The following is a 14,518-nucleotide window of genomic DNA, read 5'->3' as shown; positions in this document are numbered from 1 at the left end:
AATGCTGGCGCGATGTAGCTCCAACCTTACAAGCAATCACGGCCCGATGACCCGGATTGCGGCCCGGACGGCCCGGTTATCCGCCGACTTGACTAACGCCTGCCCGCCGGCGCCCGTCACTGTTGCTGCTGCGGGAGCGGCGCGTACATGACGTCGACATCCCAGCGGGTGAAGCCGAGCCGGCGGTACAGGGAGACGGCGGGGATGTTGTCGGCGTCGACGTAGAGCATGACGGCGCGGAGTCCGAGGTCCTGCAGGTGCTTGATGCCGGCGATGGTCAGGGCCTTGCCCAGTCCGGAGCCCTGGGCCTCCGGGGTCACGCCCACCACGTAGACCTCGCCGATCGCGGGGTGGTCGCCGTGCCGCGGGTGCACCTTGGTCCAGTGGAATCCCAGGAGCCGGTCCGCCGGGTCCACGGCCAGCAGGAAGCCCGCCGGGTCAAACCACGGCTCGGCCATCCGGGCGTCGAGGTCCGCGCGGGACATGTTCCCCTGCTCCGGGTGGTGGGCGAAGGCGGCTTTGTTCGCTGCGAGCCACGCGGCCTCGTCCCGGCCCGGAGCGAAGGCGCGCAGCTTCACGCCCTCCGGGAGGCTGACCCCCGGGAGCTCCGCCGTTGCCGTCATGAGCCTCATCTTCCAGAGTTCGCGGACGGCGCCGTAACCGTACCGGGCGGCCAGTTCCGCCGCGGCCTCGTGGTTTCCGTGCGACCAGGCGTTCAGGCCGGCGAAACCGCGAACGTTCCGCAGTTGTGTCACGAGGCGGTCGGCCACGCCCTGGTTGCGGTAGCTGGGGTGGACGGCGACCTCAAGAACGCCGGTGCCGTCAGTGGCCTCGATGACGACGGCGACGCCGGCCAGATCCTGACCCGTTGAGGGAGCGGATGTATCGGACGTGTCGTCTTGGGCGTACAGGGTAAGGGCCAGCACCGAATGGTTGCCGGCGTCCGCCGCGCGCAGCGTAACGAGGGTCTGCTCGGACAGCGGAGGATTGCCGTCCGACTCTTCCGCGGCGGCGACCAGGGCCGCGACGTCCCGCAGCAGTCCGCCGTCCACGGGTCCTTTGACAGTATGGACGGGCCAGTTTTCCGGGTGTGCAGGGCTCATGGTGCAAGGCTATCGGGTGCCGGCCCGGCGGCGGCCGATTTTGCCGAAGTCCGGACCGTCACGTATAGTCGTTATCTCGTCCGGCGTTGAGCCAGATGCGAGGGGGATCCACCACTGGGGTGGCCTCGATACGTTCGACCCGTATGTCCTCCACTGAAGCCGCATTCATTCTTGGGTGCAGCGGGAAGGCCCCGGACTCTGGAATCCAGAGTCCGGGGCCTTCTGCGTTAACTTCTGCTGTGCCGTGCGGTGGTTCGCCGTCCGCCCGCGGAGGGCGGGATTGCCGCTCAGGCCTCGGTGAGTTCGTCCTCGGGCTGGCGGGCCAGGGTCAGGCGGTAGCCGACGTTGCGGACGGTGCTGATCAGGTTTTCGTGGTCGGCGCCCAGCTTGGCCCGGAGCCGCCGGACGTGGACGTCCACGGTGCGGGTGCCGCCGTAGTAGTCGTAGCCCCAGACTTCGGTCAGCAGCTGCTGGCGCGTGAACACCCGGCCGGGGTGCTGGGCCAGGTACTTCAGCAGCTCGAATTCCTTGAACGTCAGGTTGAGGGCGGCGCCGTTGACCCTCGCGGTGTAGCTGGCCTCGTCAATCACGACGCCGGCGGCCCGGATTTCGGTCGGGGCCTCATCCTGCTCGGGAACCGCCCGTGCCACGCCGAGGCGGATCCGGGCCTCGACCTCTGCGGGCCCCGCGGATTCCAGGAGGATATCGTCCACCGCCCACGCCGAGGACACGGCGGCCATGCCGCCCTCCGTGAGGATGAGCATCAGCGGGGCGCTGAGGCCGGTGGCCTTGAGCAGTTGGGTGAGGGAACGTGCGCCGACCAGGTCCTTACGGGCGTCCAGCAGGACGATGTCACAGGGGTCGGTCTCGAGCAGGGCCGTGGGTTCGGCCGGAAGGATGTGCACCCGGTGGTTCAACAATTCCAGAGCAGGCAGGACGTCCACGGATGTTCCGGTGCTGTTCGTCAAGAGCAGGATGTGCGACATTGTTCCTCCAAGGGGTGTCCGCGCATCATTGGGCGTCTGTGGTGCTGCTCTCGAGTATACCTAAGGGCCCCTTTCCGGCCATGGTTCCGTCGCCTCCTGCCAGTCCCTTTGCGACACATAGAGTTCATATAGGGCAGGATTGAACCGTCAGGGCCCGCGGCCCGTTGAAATTGAGCCGAGTCGAATTGGGGTCCGCAGTGAGCGAAGGTACCACCATGGCGGGTCTGCCGAGGGCGAGCAGACCCGTGAAGCTGTGGAGCGTCGGGATCATCGGCCTGGCCGGCCTGGCCGCCATTGTTGCCGGCGCCTACTCCTCGCCTGAGGTCCTTCTGGCCGCCGCAGCCCTCAGCGCAATCGGGGTCGGCATCGGCTGGCCCTATTTTCTCGGCATCCCGGCCAAAAAGACCCTCGCAGTCCTGATCGGCCTGCCCGGTGTCGGGGCGGCGGTGGCCGCGACATACCTTCCGGCACCCGGCTTCCTGGACTGGACGCCGTCGTTCATTGCGGTGGGGGTCATGGCCATCTTCGTCGTGCAGCTGCTCCGGGGTACCGGCCAGGCCCAGCGACTCGAATCCACGCTGGGCTCATGCGCGGGTGTCCTGCTGTCCTGCCTGGGCGCCGGCTGGATTGCGAGCTCGCGCTTCAACGGGGTCCGGGAGATGCTCCTCGTGGCTGCCATCAGCGCTGCGGTCGCCTTGCTGGCCGGGCTGATCCGCTGGCCCGACCGGATCGTGGCACCGCTGGGTATCATCGGCGCCGGGCTCGCCGGGCCGCTGGCCGGGCTGGTGTTCTCCGACATCGCCGTGCTGCCTGCCGCCCTCGCCGGTGTGGTGGTGGGGGCGGTGCTGGTGAGTTTCCGCCGCCTCGTCATCCTCAGCGGTGAGGGCCTGAACATTTTGGCGGCCGTGGGAATGGGGCTGGGGCCCGTGTCCGCGGTCGGATCCCTGGCGTACTTCATAGACAAACTACTCATCTTCTAAGCGTTAGGATGGCATCATGTCCGTACTTGCATATGAGATCTTCTTCCTTGTCCTGCTCGGCGTGGCCGGCCTGTCCATGGCGTGGTTTGCCGGCTTCGTCGTCTACCGCCTCTTCAGAGGCCAGAAGTAACCCCCACACGTTCCAGACCCCGTAGTTTCCAGAGGTAGTTGCTGTGCCGATTGAAATTCCTACAGATCTGACCCCCGAAATCGTTCCGCTGTCCTGGCTCATCGGTGAGTGGGAGGGCCGCGGCCGGCTGGGCGCCGGGGACGAGGACTCAGAGCACTTCCTGCAGCACGTCTCGTTCACGCACAACGGCCTGCCGTACCTGCAGTACCGCGCCGAGAGCTGGCTGACTGACGACGAGGGCACCAAGCTGCGGCCCCTGACGGTCGAGACCGGCTTCTGGGCGCTGGAACGCAAACAGCGCGAGGAGGACGGCGGCCCCGGCCTGATCCCGGCGGACATCGTCCCCGTGCTCAAGAGCGCCGATGAGGTCGAGGCGCTGCGCAACAGCGACGGCGGCTTCGACATCTCGGTCTCCATCGCGCACCCTGGCGGGATCTCGGAGCTCTATTACGGCCAGATCAAGGGACCCCAGATCCAGCTCAGCACCGACCTGGTAATGCGCGGCAGCCACTCCAAGGAGTACACGGCGGCCACCCGGATCTTCGGGCTCGTGGAGGGGAACCTGCTGTGGCGCTGGGATGTGGCCACCGGTAAGGAATCGGCGGCGGGCGGCGGGCTGGAAGCCCACGCGTCGGCCATCCTCGCCAAAGTACACTAAACGCACGGTCTCACCGCTTTCCCGTTGTCTGTATCGCCTGTCTGCATCGACCAAGGAGAGACACCGTGAACGACCCAGTGACCAGCCGTGACGCCAGCTCCACCAGCTACGCCGACCTCAAGGCCGTGTACTTCAACGGCACGCTCAAGAAATCCCCGGACGTGTCCAACACCCAGGGCCTGATCGAGGTCAGCCGCAGGATCATGGAAAAGCAGGGTGTCACCACCCGCGTGATCCGCACCGTGGACCACGACATCGCCAGCGGCGTCTACCCGGACATGCGCGAACACGGCTGGGCCACCGACGCGTGGCCGGAGCTCTATCCGGCGGTCCTGGAAGCGGACATCGTCGTCGTGGCCGGGCCCATCTGGCTGGGGGACAACTCTTCGCAGACCAAGAAGCTCATCGAACGCCTCTACGCCCACTCCGGGCAGCTGAACGCGAAAGGCCAGTGGGCCTTCTATCCGAAGGTGGGCGGCTGCCTCATCACCGGCAACGAGGACGGAATCAAGCACTGCGCCATGAATGTCCTGTACAGCCTGCAGCACATCGGGTTCACGATCCCGCCGCAGGCCGACGCCGGGTGGATCGGTCCCGTGGGGCCGGGGCCGAGCTACCTCGACGAGGGTTCCGGGGGGCCGGACAGCGATTTCACCAACCGCAACACCACCTTCATGACCTGGAACATGCTGCATCTGGCGCGCATGCTCAAGGACGCTGGCGGCATTCCTGCCTATGGCAACCTTCCGGACGCCTGGAAAGCCGGAACCCGCTTCGACTTCGAAAATCCGGAATACCGCTGACCGGCAATGGCGGACACAGAGCCCCGGCGGATCTGAAGATCCCGGCAACCCCGGGTTCAGGGCCACCCCCGCGGCCCTGGCGGCCGCGGCCGGAATACGACCACAGTTAAGGATGTTCCTTTCAATATGACTATCAAGAGCCCCCTGTTGTCGCGCCCGGCCGCCGTCGAGGGCGGCGGCGGCGACGCCGGCGTCGCCGCGCACTACGGGGAACCGCTCCGGGAGCAGCGGGCCCTGGCCGCCGGCACCGCGGTCGTCGATCTCTCCAGCCGCGGCGTGGTGACCGTCAGCGGGCCGGACCGGCTCAGCTGGCTCAACACCTTGTCTTCCCAGCAACTCACCGGCCTGGCGCCGGGACAGTCCACCGAACTGCTGCTGCTCAGCGTCCAGGGCCGGATCGAATTCGACGCCCGGGTGGTGGACGACGGCGCCACCACCTGGCTGATCGTCGAAGGGGCCGAGGCGCCCCCGCTCGCCGAATGGCTCACCAAGATGAAGTTCATGCTCCGGGTCGAGGTCGCCGATGTTTCCGCGGACTGGGCCGTGCTTGGCTCGACCCGCCGGATCGGCGAGTGGTCCCAGCTCGTGGTCTGGGAGGACCCGTGGCCGCATGTGGGTGCGGGCGGCTATTCCTATGCCGTGGTGGGCGAGGACTCTCACCCCGGCCTGGAGCGGCCGTGGTTTGAGTACCTGGTTCCCGCCGCCGAGCTTGCCGCCACAGTGGGGGAGCGCGCCCTGGCCGGCACCCTGGCCGCCGAGGCGCTGCGGATCGCCGCATGGCGTCCCCGGTGGGGCGCCGAAACGGACGACAAGACGATTCCGCACGAGCTCGACCTCCTCCGCACCGCCGTGCACCTGGCCAAAGGCTGCTACAAGGGCCAGGAGACCATCGCCCGGGTCCACAACCTGGGCCACCCGCCGCGGCGGCTCGTTTTCTTGCAGCTTGACGGCTCCCAGCACACGCTGCCCGCCGTCGGCAGCGAAGTGCGCGCCGGCGACCGCAAGGTGGGGGCCGTGACCTCCGTGGGACAGCACTACGAAATGGGCCCGGTGGCCCTGGCCGTCATCAAGCGCTCGGTTGCCCCCGACGCCGTCCTGACCGTCGCCGACGGCGACGAGACGTATGCCGCGGCGCAGGAGCTCATTGTGGCCCCCGACGCCGGCCAGGTGGTGGGCCGGCAGACCGGCTTCCTGCGGGGTGCCCGATGAGCGCCGAGTCCAAAGTGAACGAACCGGGTGCCGCTCCCGACGACGAGACGCTGGCGCTGGCCCACGCGCTCCTTGATGCGGCCCGCGAGGGCAACTCCGGCGTGCTCGGCAGCTATCTGGCTGCCGGCGCGCCGGCCACACTGACAAATTCTTCCGGCGACTCGCTCGTCATGCTGGCGGCCTACCACGGCCACGCCGGCACGGTCCGGCTGATCCTGGACCACGGCGGCGATCCCAACATGGCCAACGACCGCGGCCAGACCCCGCTGGCCGGGGCCGTCTTCAAGGGCTACACGGACGTGGCCCGCGAACTGCTGGACGCGGGGGCTGACCCGGACGCCGGGACCCCCTCCGCGCGGGCGGCCGCGCAGATGTTCGCCCGGACGGACATACTGGCCCTCCTCGGTTGACCCCGCCGGGGTCCCGGCGGGGCGGGCGGCTGGGCTGTCGGGTTGGCCGGCTTGGCCGGGAGTGATTGCCCCGGATTATTCCACGTGGAATAATCGCTGTGGAGTAATCAAAGGAATGCACGGGGGAGGACAACGCGCCATGGCCAAGGCATCCGTCTTGACACCTCTCGGTGTCGCCGCGCTCTCCCTGCTCGTGGAGGAACCCATGCATCCCTACGAGATGTATCAGCTCCTGATCGCCCGTCACGAGGACCGCCTGATCAAGGTCCGGCCCGGGACGCTCTATCACGCCGTCGGGCGGCTGGAGGAGCACGGTCTCGTCGCTGCGACCGGAACGGACCGGGAGGGCAACCGCCCGGAGCGCACCACGTACATGATCTCGGCCGCCGGCCGGGAAGCGCTCACCGCGCGGCTGCAGGACATGCTCGCCACCCCGGCCAACGAGTACCCGTCCTTTCCTCTGGCCATCTCCGAGGCCTACAACCTGCCGGCCGGCGTCGTCGTCGAACTCCTCGACCGGCGGCTCACGGCGCTGCAGGAGCAGCTCGACTTCCTGGACTCCGGCGAGGAACTGCTCCGGAAGAAGGGCGTGGAGCGCAAGTACTGGATCGATGTCCAGTATCAGCAGGACCTGCTGCGGACCGAAGCCGCATGGATCCGCCGCCTGCAGAACGAACTCAGCACCGGGGAGCTTCCGTGGTGACCCCGGCCCGTCATTGCCCATCCAGCATCCGCACCAGCCCCAAAGGAACCCCATGGAAAACGTAGCCCGGCCGTGGCCGGCACTCTGGTCCCTGGTGATCGGCTTCTTCATGATCCTGATCGACACCACCATTGTCTCGGTGGCCAACCCCAGCATCATGAAGGGCCTGAACACCGACATTAACTCGGTCATCTGGGTCACCAGCGCCTACCTGCTCGCCTATGCCGTGCCGCTGCTCATCACGGGCCGGCTTGGCGACCGCTTCGGACCGAAGAAGCTCTACCTCTCCGGACTCGTCGTTTTCACCCTGGCCTCACTGTGGTGCGGCCTCTCCGGTGATGTCCAGACCCTCATTGCGGCGCGCGTGGTCCAGGGCCTCGGCGCCGCCATGATGACGCCGCAGACCATGGCCGTCATCACCCGGATTTTCGCGCCCGACCGCCGCGGTGCGGCCATGGGCATCTGGGGTGCCACGGCAGGCGTCGCCACCCTGGTCGGACCGATCCTCGGCGGCGTGCTGGTGGACGGCCTCGGGTGGGAATGGATCTTCTTCATCAACGTCCCGGTCGGCATTGCCGGCTTCATCCTCGCGATGCGGTTCGTCCCGACGCTGAGCACCCACCCGCACAAGTTCGATATACCCGGCGTGCTGCTCAGCGCCCTTGGCCTCTTTCTGCTGGTCTTCGGCATCCAGGAGGGCGAGACCTACGACTGGGGCACCATCGTCGGCCCCATCACCGTCTGGGGCCTGATTATCAGCGGCGTCGTCGTCCTGGTTGTCTTTGTCCTGTGGCAGAAGTTCAACAAGGGTGAACCGCTGCTGCCACTGTCCCTGTTCAGGGACCGGAACTTCTCGCTCGCCAATATCGCGATCACCACCGTCGGCTTCACCGTCACGGCGTTCACCTTGCCGCTGATCTTCTACTACCAGATCGTCCGCGGCCTGACTCCCACCGAGTCTGCGCTCATGATGGTGCCGATGGCGCTGATCTCGGGCGGCCTGGCCCCCGTCGTCGGGCGGATCATCGACAGGGTCAACCCGAAATTCATCACCGCGACGGGCCTGGTCCTGATGTCCGTGGCGCTGTTCTGGAACTCGCTGCTCATGCACCCGGACACGCCCATCTGGCTGTTCCTGCTCCCCAGCGCGGTGCTGGGCTTCGCCAACGCGGGCATCTGGGCCCCGTTGAGCTCCACGGTCACGCGGAACCTGCCGCCGAGGCAGGCCGGCGCCGGCTCGGGCGTCTACAACACCACCCGCCAGATCGGCGCCGTGCTCGGCAGTGCCGCCATCGCCGTCCTGATCCAGGCGCGGCTGGTGGCCGAGCTTCCCGCCCGTCCCGGATCAGGCGGAGAGGCCAGCCCGATGGGCTTCGGCGGGGCCTTGCCCGAGCCGCTTCATGAGGGGTTCTCGACGGCGATGGGCCAGGCCATCCTGCTGCCGGCGGCTGTCATCCTGCTCGGCGCTGCCGTGGCGCTGTTCTTTGCCAAGCCCAAGCCGGTCCAGGGCTGGGGCGAGCCGGCTGCCGCCGGCGCAGCGGCCCCGGCTGAGTCAGGGGGCCATGGGGCGCCGGCTGCAGATGCGGCCGCCGGCTCAGCCGCTGTTGCCGACGTAGACAGGTCCGGCGTAGACAGGGCCGGCGCAGAGCGCCGCTAGAGCGCGCGCCCAGAGCGCGCCCCGCGCGGGCATCCGGATCAGCCCAGCAGCACGCTGGTCTGGATGCCGCCCGCGGATAAACCCAGGCTGCGGGCCAACGCCAGGGACCCCTGGTTGCTGACCTCGGAGCGCCACTGCAGCGTCAGGCCTGCGGCGAGGGCCTCGTGCGCGGCTATCGAGGCGGCCAGCTTGCCCAGCCCGCGGTGCCGCCATTCCGGTGCGACCAGGACCCCCAGATGGGCCAGCAGGCCCTCCCACTCGGTGTACGCGCCGCAGGCCACGGGTGTCCGGTGCCCGTCGTCCAGATGCATGACGGTGAAGCGGTGTTCGAGGTCCGCGAGGCCCACCTCGTTGACATCATCGGGCGGGCAGAACGTCTCCAGTTCGATCGCTTCCGGGTTCCCGTGCGAGACGGTCAGCTCTTCAGAAGGCTGCTGCAAGGGGAGATCGTCGGCGAAGAAGAGCGCGGCGGCTCCCAGCCCGTGGCCACCATGGGCGCGGGTGATGGTCAGCAGGGTCACGTGCTGGGCAAGTTCCCCATCGGAGAGGCCAGCCGCGGCGTCCAGCGCCCATTGCGGGCCCACCAGGGCGGAGTTGCCGAACAGCCGGACAAACTGCACCGACCTGGCTGCCTCATCGGCCCGGGTGAGCCGCTCACCGGCGGCGGCCGCGAAAGCGCCGTCGTCGAAACCCAAGCGGCGGGCCCATGCGAGCTGGACTATTTCAGCGGAACCGGGCTCGAGAGTCATGCATCAACCCTACCCACCGCCGGGCCTGGGCCCCTCGCGGCATGCCAGCCCGGGTATGCCGCGACGCACCCGTTCGCAGTGAGCCCGCGGCCGGCTTAGCCAAAGAGGACGGCGGCCTCGTCATAACGGGTCTGTGGCACGGACTTGAGGTTGCCGAGCGCGGCGTCGAAACCGACGTGGACGATGTCCGTGCCGTGCAGCGAAACCATCGTGCCCCAGCGCTGCTCCACCACGGAATCAATGGCCGCCATGCCCAGGCGAGTGGCCAGGACACGGTCGAACGCCGTCGGGACGCCTCCACGCTGGATATGGCCGAGGACGGTGGCCCGGGTCTCGATGCCGGTGCGGGCCTCGAGCTCAGGCGCCAGCATCTCGGCGATGCCGCCGAGACGGGGGCGGCCGAAGGTGTCCAGCCCGCGCTCCGAATGTGGGGACTCCTGGCCCTCCGGCACGAAGCCCTCGGCCACGACAACCAGCGGGGCGCGCCCACGGTCGCGGGCGGAGACGACCCACTCGGCGATCTGTTCCATGGAGGCCTTCTGCTCCGGAATCAGGATGGCGTGGGCGCCCGAGGCCATGCCGGCGTGCAGGGCGATCCAGCCCACGTGCCGGCCCATGACCTCGGCGATCATGCAACGGTGGTGGGATTCTCCCGTGGTGCGCAGCCGGTCGATCGCCTCGGTGGCGATTTCCACGGCCGTGTCGAAGCCGAAGGTGTAGTCCGTGGCATCGAGATCATTGTCCACGGTCTTGGGCACGCCCACGATCTTAAGGCCGGCGTCGGTGAGCCGCTTTGCCGCGGCCAGGGTGCCCTCGCCGCCAATGGCGATGATGGCGTCGATCCCCAGCCGGTCCATGTTGGCTTTGATGACTTCGGGGCCGCCGCCGTTCTCGAACGGGTTGGTGCGGGACGTGCCAAGGATGGTGCCGCCCTGCTTGGCGATGCCCCGGACCGTGGTGCGGGGAATCTCGACGATGTCGCCCTCAACAACCCCGCGCCAGCCGTCCCGGAATCCCACGAACTGCTGGCCATGGACGGCGATGCCCTTGAGGACGGCGCCACGGATGACGGCGTTGAGTCCGGGGCAGTCTCCGCCGCTGGTGAGGATTCCAATTTTCATGTCTTGGCTCAAATCCTGGTTTGAAGGGTTACAGGCAGAGCGCCACGCTGAGCTCACCTAGAGTCTAGTGGCGCGTGTGGGGCAGGACACAAACGGTTACATGAGGGTGCCCCCGCGGTGAGGCGGGGGCACCCTTTCGAGCTGGGACCGTGTCCACCCAGCTGGTTTCGGTCCTGCAGGGCCGGCCTGCGACCGGGCTAGGGCCGGGAGGATCGCTTCGCGAGGAAGGTTTCCAGGACGATTGCGTTGCGCTGGTCCGGAAGGAGCAGCCACGCCGTGAGGTACAACACGAAGGCCGGCCCGGGCAGCAGGCTCAGGAGCAGGTAGGCGATCCGGACCCAGGCCACGTCCACGTTCAGTTTGGCGGCGATTCCGCCGCAGACCCCGCCAACCCAGCGTTGCGGACCACGTTTAAGGCCGAAGCCCCGGATGGTGTCGAAGAATTTATCCATGGTTCAAGACTTCCCTGAAGTTGAATTATTGTCACGCCTGCGGGCCGAGAGCACCCCGCCGACAATGAGGGCGGCGCCGGCCCCGATCATCAGGCCGATCAGGACATAGGTGCCGTTAAGGGCCACGATCCCGAGTCCGGAAATGATGATCAGCGCCGCCAAGGCCAGCACTGTCAGCCCCCACACCACGGTCCCGACGCGGACGGGGGCGCCGCCCGGTTCCTGGCCGAGCTCGGCGGCGGCTGAATAGTCGTCATAGCTGCTCATGTCAGTTGCCTTCCTTGATGGTCACGTTGCTGACGGTCCCGGAGATCTTCACAACCATGCGGGCGCCGGGCTTGGTGGTGTTGTAGTCGCTCTGCTGGTTCATCATGCCGCCGTGGTCCTGGCCGCCCTCGTGGAGGTTTCCCATGGTCATGTCCGCCTGGATCTGCACGGGGACCGTGCTCGGGATAACGACGGTCAGGTTGCTCGCGGTCGCCTGGATGGGCACAACGACATCCGAGGCCAGCGGAGGATGCAGCGGCGCTTTGGTCAGGTCCAGCGTCCCGGTGCCGCCGGTGATCTCAAAGCCGCCGGTAGCCTGTTCAACGCTCGACGGCGTCCAGTCGGCGTTCTGCCAACGGAGCCGGTCGCCGTGCGGGACCACGCTGAAGATTCCGCCGATCAGCAGGGCCACCACGGCGAAGAAGCCCAGAATCCCCGAGGACCGGCCCCGCAAGCCCGCAAACAGGATTCCCAGGCCCAGGATGCCCGCGGCGATCGCCCAGACCAGGGCATTGCCTGAATCGCCGAGGTCGATCACGTGGGCGGCGTCGAGGGCCTTGATGCCCCCGCCCACCAGGAGGGCCGAACCGACAGTGATCGCGACGGCCGGAGTGCCGGGGCCAAAGTGGCGCGGCGCGGCCGGAGGAGGAGTGGGCCCGGGCGGAGTGGGTCCGGATGGCGGGGGCGGGCCCCAGGCCGGGCCAGCGCCGGAGATGGCGTCCTCGTCGACGGGCTGGCCATAGGCGGGGGCACCGGCCGGCGGGAAGCCTCCGGCAGCTTGCTGCCCGGCGCCGGCTCGGGCCGGGGCTGCAAAAGTCGCGGCTCCGGCAGGGCTGCTGGACTCGTAGCGCGACGACACGGGAGTGGCCCCATCCCGGCTCTTGTTGCGTTGGGTCAGGTAGTAGACGAGATAGATCGCACCGCCCACCCAGAAGACGGTCCAGACGAAGGCGCCAAAGCCGAAGCGGTCCCAGCCCCAGACGCCGGTGCCCAGGCTGGGGAAGCCGATGACGGTGGTGATCAGGGCGCCGGTCATGCCGGCGGTCCACCGGCCCGCGGCAGCCTCCTGGACGTGAATGCGACCGTCGGGTTCGGGCAGCAATGCCCAGGCGAGGCCGTAGGCAAGCACGCCCAGTCCGGCGAAAATGGTCAGGACGATCAGGACGCCGCGGATGATCAGGGGGTCGACGCCGAGCCGGTGGGCAATACCGCTGGCCACGCCGCCGATCCAGCGGTCGCGTCCGCGGTAGATGCCCTGGCTGCGGATCCAGTCGAAGAAATTCTGCCCCTGCCGTCTGGGCATCTGTCCGCCCGGGTACGGCCCGTCCGGGTACGGCCCGCCCTGGGATGGATCCGCGCCGTGGAACGGCGGTGGGGCGTACGGGCCTTCCGGGTCGCCGGCCGGGTAGAGCCGCGGGGGCTCCGGGGACGTACCGCCGTCGGGCCCGAAACCGGCAGCAGCGCCGGCGGGCCGGCCTGCTGCCGGGACGCCTGTGGCGGGCTGGCTCGCGTCGGGAAGGTCCGGGGCGGGCTGGCTCGCGTCGGGAAGGTCCGGGGCGGCCTGGCTCGCGTCGGGAAGGTCCGGATCTGGTCGATCCGTCTGTGGCAGGTCTGCGGAGGCCTGGCTTTCATCGGGGTGCGGAGTGTGAGGGCTCATGCTTCGATCCTGCCCGTTCCCCGGGGCGGGCTCTATTGGGGAACACCCTGAACGGCCCCTGAGTGACCCCCGGTTCGGCCCGCAAACGCGTCCGGGGAACCCCGATCCGTGCTTGGATTGATCCATGACGACCCCGCCCGCCCGCCCGCCGCTGGTCCGCAGCAGCGATCGCGTGATTGCGGGCGTGTGCGCAGGCCTCGCCGCGCACTTGGGCTGGCCGGTGCGCATGGTCAGAATCGGCATGGCGGTGGCTGCGCTCGCGGGCGGCGCCGGAGTCGCCTTTTACGCCTGGCTCTGGATCATGGTGCCCACGACGGATGAAAGCGCCGGGCGAAACGCCCGCCGGCCGGCGTCGCCCATCGCCCCGGCCGTCAGCGTCCCGGGGGACCTCGACGCCGCGGCTTCCGCGGGTACCTCCGGGACTGGCGGAACTCCCGGGACGGCGCCGCGAGGGGCCCGGCCGTCCAGGGCCCCCGGCATGCGGTTCGGCAAAGAGATTCTGCTCGGCGCCGGCCTGCTGCTGGCGGCCGGGATCCTGATCGCCCGGCTCCTTGGTGTTGACGTGCCGCTGGGGACCCTGATCCCGGTCGCGGCAATCCTGGGCGGCGCCGCGATCGCCTGGATGCAGCTCGACGAGACCCGGCGGGCTGGTCTCGTCGACAAGACCAAGGCTGACCAGGCCGGTGGCTGGGCGCGTCTCGCGGCCGGGCTGGGCCTGGTGGTGGCCGGAGTGCTGGTGATGGTGTCCGGCTCAGGGTCCTGGGAACAGACCTGGCTTGCCCTGCTGGCGTCGGTGGCGGTGCTGGGAGGCGTGGCCCTCGTACTGCTTCCCTGGGGGCTGAAGTTCTGGCGGGACCTGGAAACCGAGCGCGCGGGGCGTGTCCGCGCCACCGAGCGTGCCGAGATCGCCGCCCACCTCCACGATTCCGTGCTCCAGACCCTCGCCCTGATTCAGCGTCGTGCCGGCAATGAGCACGACGTGATTCGGCTGGCCCGCGCCCAGGAGCGCGAACTGCGGGGCTGGCTGTACCGGGACGCCGGCAATGACTCCGGCCAGTTGTCCGACGGCGTCAGGGCCGCGGCCGCCGAGGTGGAGGACCTGCTGGGGCACCCGGTCGAAGTGGTGGCCGTGGGGGACTGCGCCATGACCCCGCGCCACGAGGCCCTCGTGCAGGCAGCCCGGGAGGCCATGCTGAACGCCGCCCGCCACGGCGGCGGCGCCGTGTCCGTCTACCTTGAGGTCACTGACGCAGCCGCGGAGGTTTTCGTCAAAGACCGGGGGCCAGGCTTCGACCCCGATTCGGTTCCCCCGGACCGGCTCGGCGTGCGGGAATCGATCATCGGGCGGATGAGCCGCCATGGCGGCACCGCCGCCATCATCAGCAGCGCCGACGGCACCGAGGTGCGGCTCCGGCTGCCCGTCACGGCCGCCGCATCTGCAGGAACCGCCAGCACTGCCGGAACTGCCAGCACTGCCGCCAACAACACCAATGGAGAGGCCAGTCCGTGACCAGCCCAGAACCAGGACACCCCTTGCCAGAACGCCGTGTCTCAGAAAGCCGTGCCTCAGAAAGCCGCGGACAGGAAAGCACGGCGCCCGTAGGCGCGCTGCCGGGAAGCCCGGCGCCCGCGG

15 protein-coding genes are annotated in these 14,518 nt (G+C 68.7%); 8 read left to right on the top strand and 7 right to left on the bottom strand.

The window, feature by feature from the left end:
• Nucleotides 1–116: 116 nt before the first annotated feature.
• Together mshD and AB4Y72_RS05325 are read right to left on the bottom strand one after the other, a co-directional pair.
• The gene (gene mshD, locus AB4Y72_RS05330; RefSeq protein ID WP_441425105.1) at nucleotides 117–1,103 is read right to left on the bottom strand and encodes a mycothiol synthase; all 987 of its coding nucleotides are present in this window, start codon (nucleotides 1,101–1,103) and stop codon (nucleotides 117–119) included.
• Between the two features lie 287 nt (nucleotides 1,104–1,390).
• Nucleotides 1,391–2,089: a winged helix-turn-helix transcriptional regulator gene (locus AB4Y72_RS05325; protein WP_441425104.1), complete on the bottom strand. Its 699-nt coding sequence runs from the start codon at nucleotides 2,087–2,089 to the stop codon at nucleotides 1,391–1,393.
• Between the two features lie 245 nt (nucleotides 2,090–2,334).
• On the opposite strand from AB4Y72_RS05325, the gene AB4Y72_RS05320 reads away from it, so the two are divergent.
• From AB4Y72_RS05320 to AB4Y72_RS05290, 7 genes are all read left to right on the top strand, one after another.
• On the top strand, nucleotides 2,335–3,069 hold the full coding sequence (locus AB4Y72_RS05320; RefSeq protein WP_441425230.1) for a permease: 735 nt from the start codon (nucleotides 2,335–2,337) through the stop codon (nucleotides 3,067–3,069).
• Nucleotides 3,070–3,242: 173 nt separating this feature from the next.
• The gene (locus AB4Y72_RS05315) at nucleotides 3,243–3,857 is read left to right on the top strand and encodes an FABP family protein (protein WP_441425103.1); all 615 of its coding nucleotides are present in this window, start codon (nucleotides 3,243–3,245) and stop codon (nucleotides 3,855–3,857) included.
• A 65-nt stretch (nucleotides 3,858–3,922) separates the two neighbouring features.
• Nucleotides 3,923–4,660, top strand: a complete 738-nt coding sequence (locus tag AB4Y72_RS05310) for a flavodoxin family protein (RefSeq protein WP_441425102.1) — start codon at nucleotides 3,923–3,925, stop codon at nucleotides 4,658–4,660.
• 126 nt (nucleotides 4,661–4,786) lie between these two features.
• Nucleotides 4,787–5,869: a CAF17-like 4Fe-4S cluster assembly/insertion protein YgfZ gene (ygfZ, locus tag AB4Y72_RS05305; protein WP_441425101.1), complete on the top strand. Its 1,083-nt coding sequence runs from the start codon at nucleotides 4,787–4,789 to the stop codon at nucleotides 5,867–5,869.
• Complete coding sequence (locus tag AB4Y72_RS05300) at nucleotides 5,866–6,279, top strand: ankyrin repeat domain-containing protein (protein ID WP_441425100.1); 414 nt, start codon at nucleotides 5,866–5,868, stop codon at nucleotides 6,277–6,279. Before ygfZ ends, AB4Y72_RS05300 begins: the two co-directional genes overlap by 4 nt.
• A gap of 139 nt (nucleotides 6,280–6,418) precedes the next feature.
• On the top strand, nucleotides 6,419–6,982 hold the full coding sequence (locus AB4Y72_RS05295) for a PadR family transcriptional regulator (protein ID WP_441425099.1): 564 nt from the start codon (nucleotides 6,419–6,421) through the stop codon (nucleotides 6,980–6,982).
• A gap of 52 nt (nucleotides 6,983–7,034) precedes the next feature.
• Nucleotides 7,035–8,639 carry an MFS transporter gene (locus AB4Y72_RS05290; protein WP_441425098.1) on the top strand — a complete coding sequence of 535 codons (1,605 nt, stop codon included), beginning with the start codon at nucleotides 7,035–7,037 and terminating at the stop codon, nucleotides 8,637–8,639.
• 38 nt (nucleotides 8,640–8,677) lie between these two features.
• On the opposite strand, the gene AB4Y72_RS05285 is transcribed toward AB4Y72_RS05290, so the two are convergent.
• From AB4Y72_RS05285 to AB4Y72_RS05265, 5 genes are all read right to left on the bottom strand, one after another.
• Nucleotides 8,678–9,388, bottom strand: coding sequence for a GNAT family N-acetyltransferase (locus AB4Y72_RS05285; protein ID WP_441425097.1), 711 nt, complete (start codon nucleotides 9,386–9,388; stop codon nucleotides 8,678–8,680).
• 95 nt (nucleotides 9,389–9,483) lie between these two features.
• Nucleotides 9,484–10,509: a 6-phosphofructokinase gene (locus tag AB4Y72_RS05280; RefSeq protein ID WP_441425096.1), complete on the bottom strand. Its 1,026-nt coding sequence runs from the start codon at nucleotides 10,507–10,509 to the stop codon at nucleotides 9,484–9,486.
• 197 nt (nucleotides 10,510–10,706) lie between these two features.
• A complete protein-coding gene (locus AB4Y72_RS05275; protein ID WP_441425095.1) occupies nucleotides 10,707–10,961 on the bottom strand; it encodes a PspC domain-containing protein in 255 nt (84 codons plus the stop codon).
• A gap of 3 nt (nucleotides 10,962–10,964) precedes the next feature.
• A complete protein-coding gene (locus AB4Y72_RS05270; protein ID WP_441425094.1) occupies nucleotides 10,965–11,228 on the bottom strand; it encodes a hypothetical protein in 264 nt (87 codons plus the stop codon).
• 1 nt (nucleotide 11,229) lies between these two features.
• Nucleotides 11,230–12,885 carry a PspC domain-containing protein gene (locus AB4Y72_RS05265; RefSeq protein ID WP_441425093.1) on the bottom strand — a complete coding sequence of 552 codons (1,656 nt, stop codon included), beginning with the start codon at nucleotides 12,883–12,885 and terminating at the stop codon, nucleotides 11,230–11,232.
• A gap of 124 nt (nucleotides 12,886–13,009) precedes the next feature.
• On the opposite strand from AB4Y72_RS05265, the gene AB4Y72_RS05260 reads away from it, so the two are divergent.
• The gene (locus tag AB4Y72_RS05260) at nucleotides 13,010–14,395 is read left to right on the top strand and encodes a PspC domain-containing protein (RefSeq protein WP_441425092.1); all 1,386 of its coding nucleotides are present in this window, start codon (nucleotides 13,010–13,012) and stop codon (nucleotides 14,393–14,395) included.
• Nucleotides 14,396–14,518: the final 123 nt, after the last annotated feature.

The sequence above is a fragment of the Arthrobacter sp. YAF34 genome (assembly GCF_052113245.1).
Classification (GTDB): Bacteria; Actinomycetota; Actinomycetes; order Actinomycetales; family Micrococcaceae; genus Arthrobacter.
The sequence above is the reverse complement of the archived record's forward strand: the minus strand, read 5'-3'. Positions and strand labels throughout refer to the sequence as shown.

Bases quoted from the DNA above. Each gene is read 5' to 3' on its own strand.
- AB4Y72_RS05270 (WP_441425094.1), bottom strand. From the start codon at position 11,228: ATGAGCAGCTATGACGACTATTCAGCCGCCGCCGAGCTCGGCCAGGAA.
- AB4Y72_RS05265 (WP_441425093.1), bottom strand. From the start codon at position 12,885: ATGAGCCCTCACACTCCGCACCCCGATGAAAGCCAGGCCTCCGCAGAC.
- mshD (WP_441425105.1), bottom strand. From the start codon at position 1,103: ATGAGCCCTGCACACCCGGAAAACTGGCCCGTCCATACTGTCAAAGGA.
- AB4Y72_RS05325 (WP_441425104.1), bottom strand. From the start codon at position 2,089: ATGTCGCACATCCTGCTCTTGACGAACAGCACCGGAACATCCGTGGAC.
- AB4Y72_RS05290 (WP_441425098.1), top strand. From the start codon at position 7,035: ATGGAAAACGTAGCCCGGCCGTGGCCGGCACTCTGGTCCCTGGTGATC.
- AB4Y72_RS05275 (WP_441425095.1), bottom strand. From the start codon at position 10,961: ATGGATAAATTCTTCGACACCATCCGGGGCTTCGGCCTTAAACGTGGT.
- AB4Y72_RS05295 (WP_441425099.1), top strand. From the start codon at position 6,419: ATGGCCAAGGCATCCGTCTTGACACCTCTCGGTGTCGCCGCGCTCTCC.
- AB4Y72_RS05280 (WP_441425096.1), bottom strand. From the start codon at position 10,509: ATGAAAATTGGAATCCTCACCAGCGGCGGAGACTGCCCCGGACTCAAC.
- AB4Y72_RS05300 (WP_441425100.1), top strand. From the start codon at position 5,866: ATGAGCGCCGAGTCCAAAGTGAACGAACCGGGTGCCGCTCCCGACGAC.
- AB4Y72_RS05285 (WP_441425097.1), bottom strand. From the start codon at position 9,388: ATGACTCTCGAGCCCGGTTCCGCTGAAATAGTCCAGCTCGCATGGGCC.
- AB4Y72_RS05260 (WP_441425092.1), top strand. From the start codon at position 13,010: ATGACGACCCCGCCCGCCCGCCCGCCGCTGGTCCGCAGCAGCGATCGC.
- ygfZ (WP_441425101.1), top strand. From the start codon at position 4,787: ATGACTATCAAGAGCCCCCTGTTGTCGCGCCCGGCCGCCGTCGAGGGC.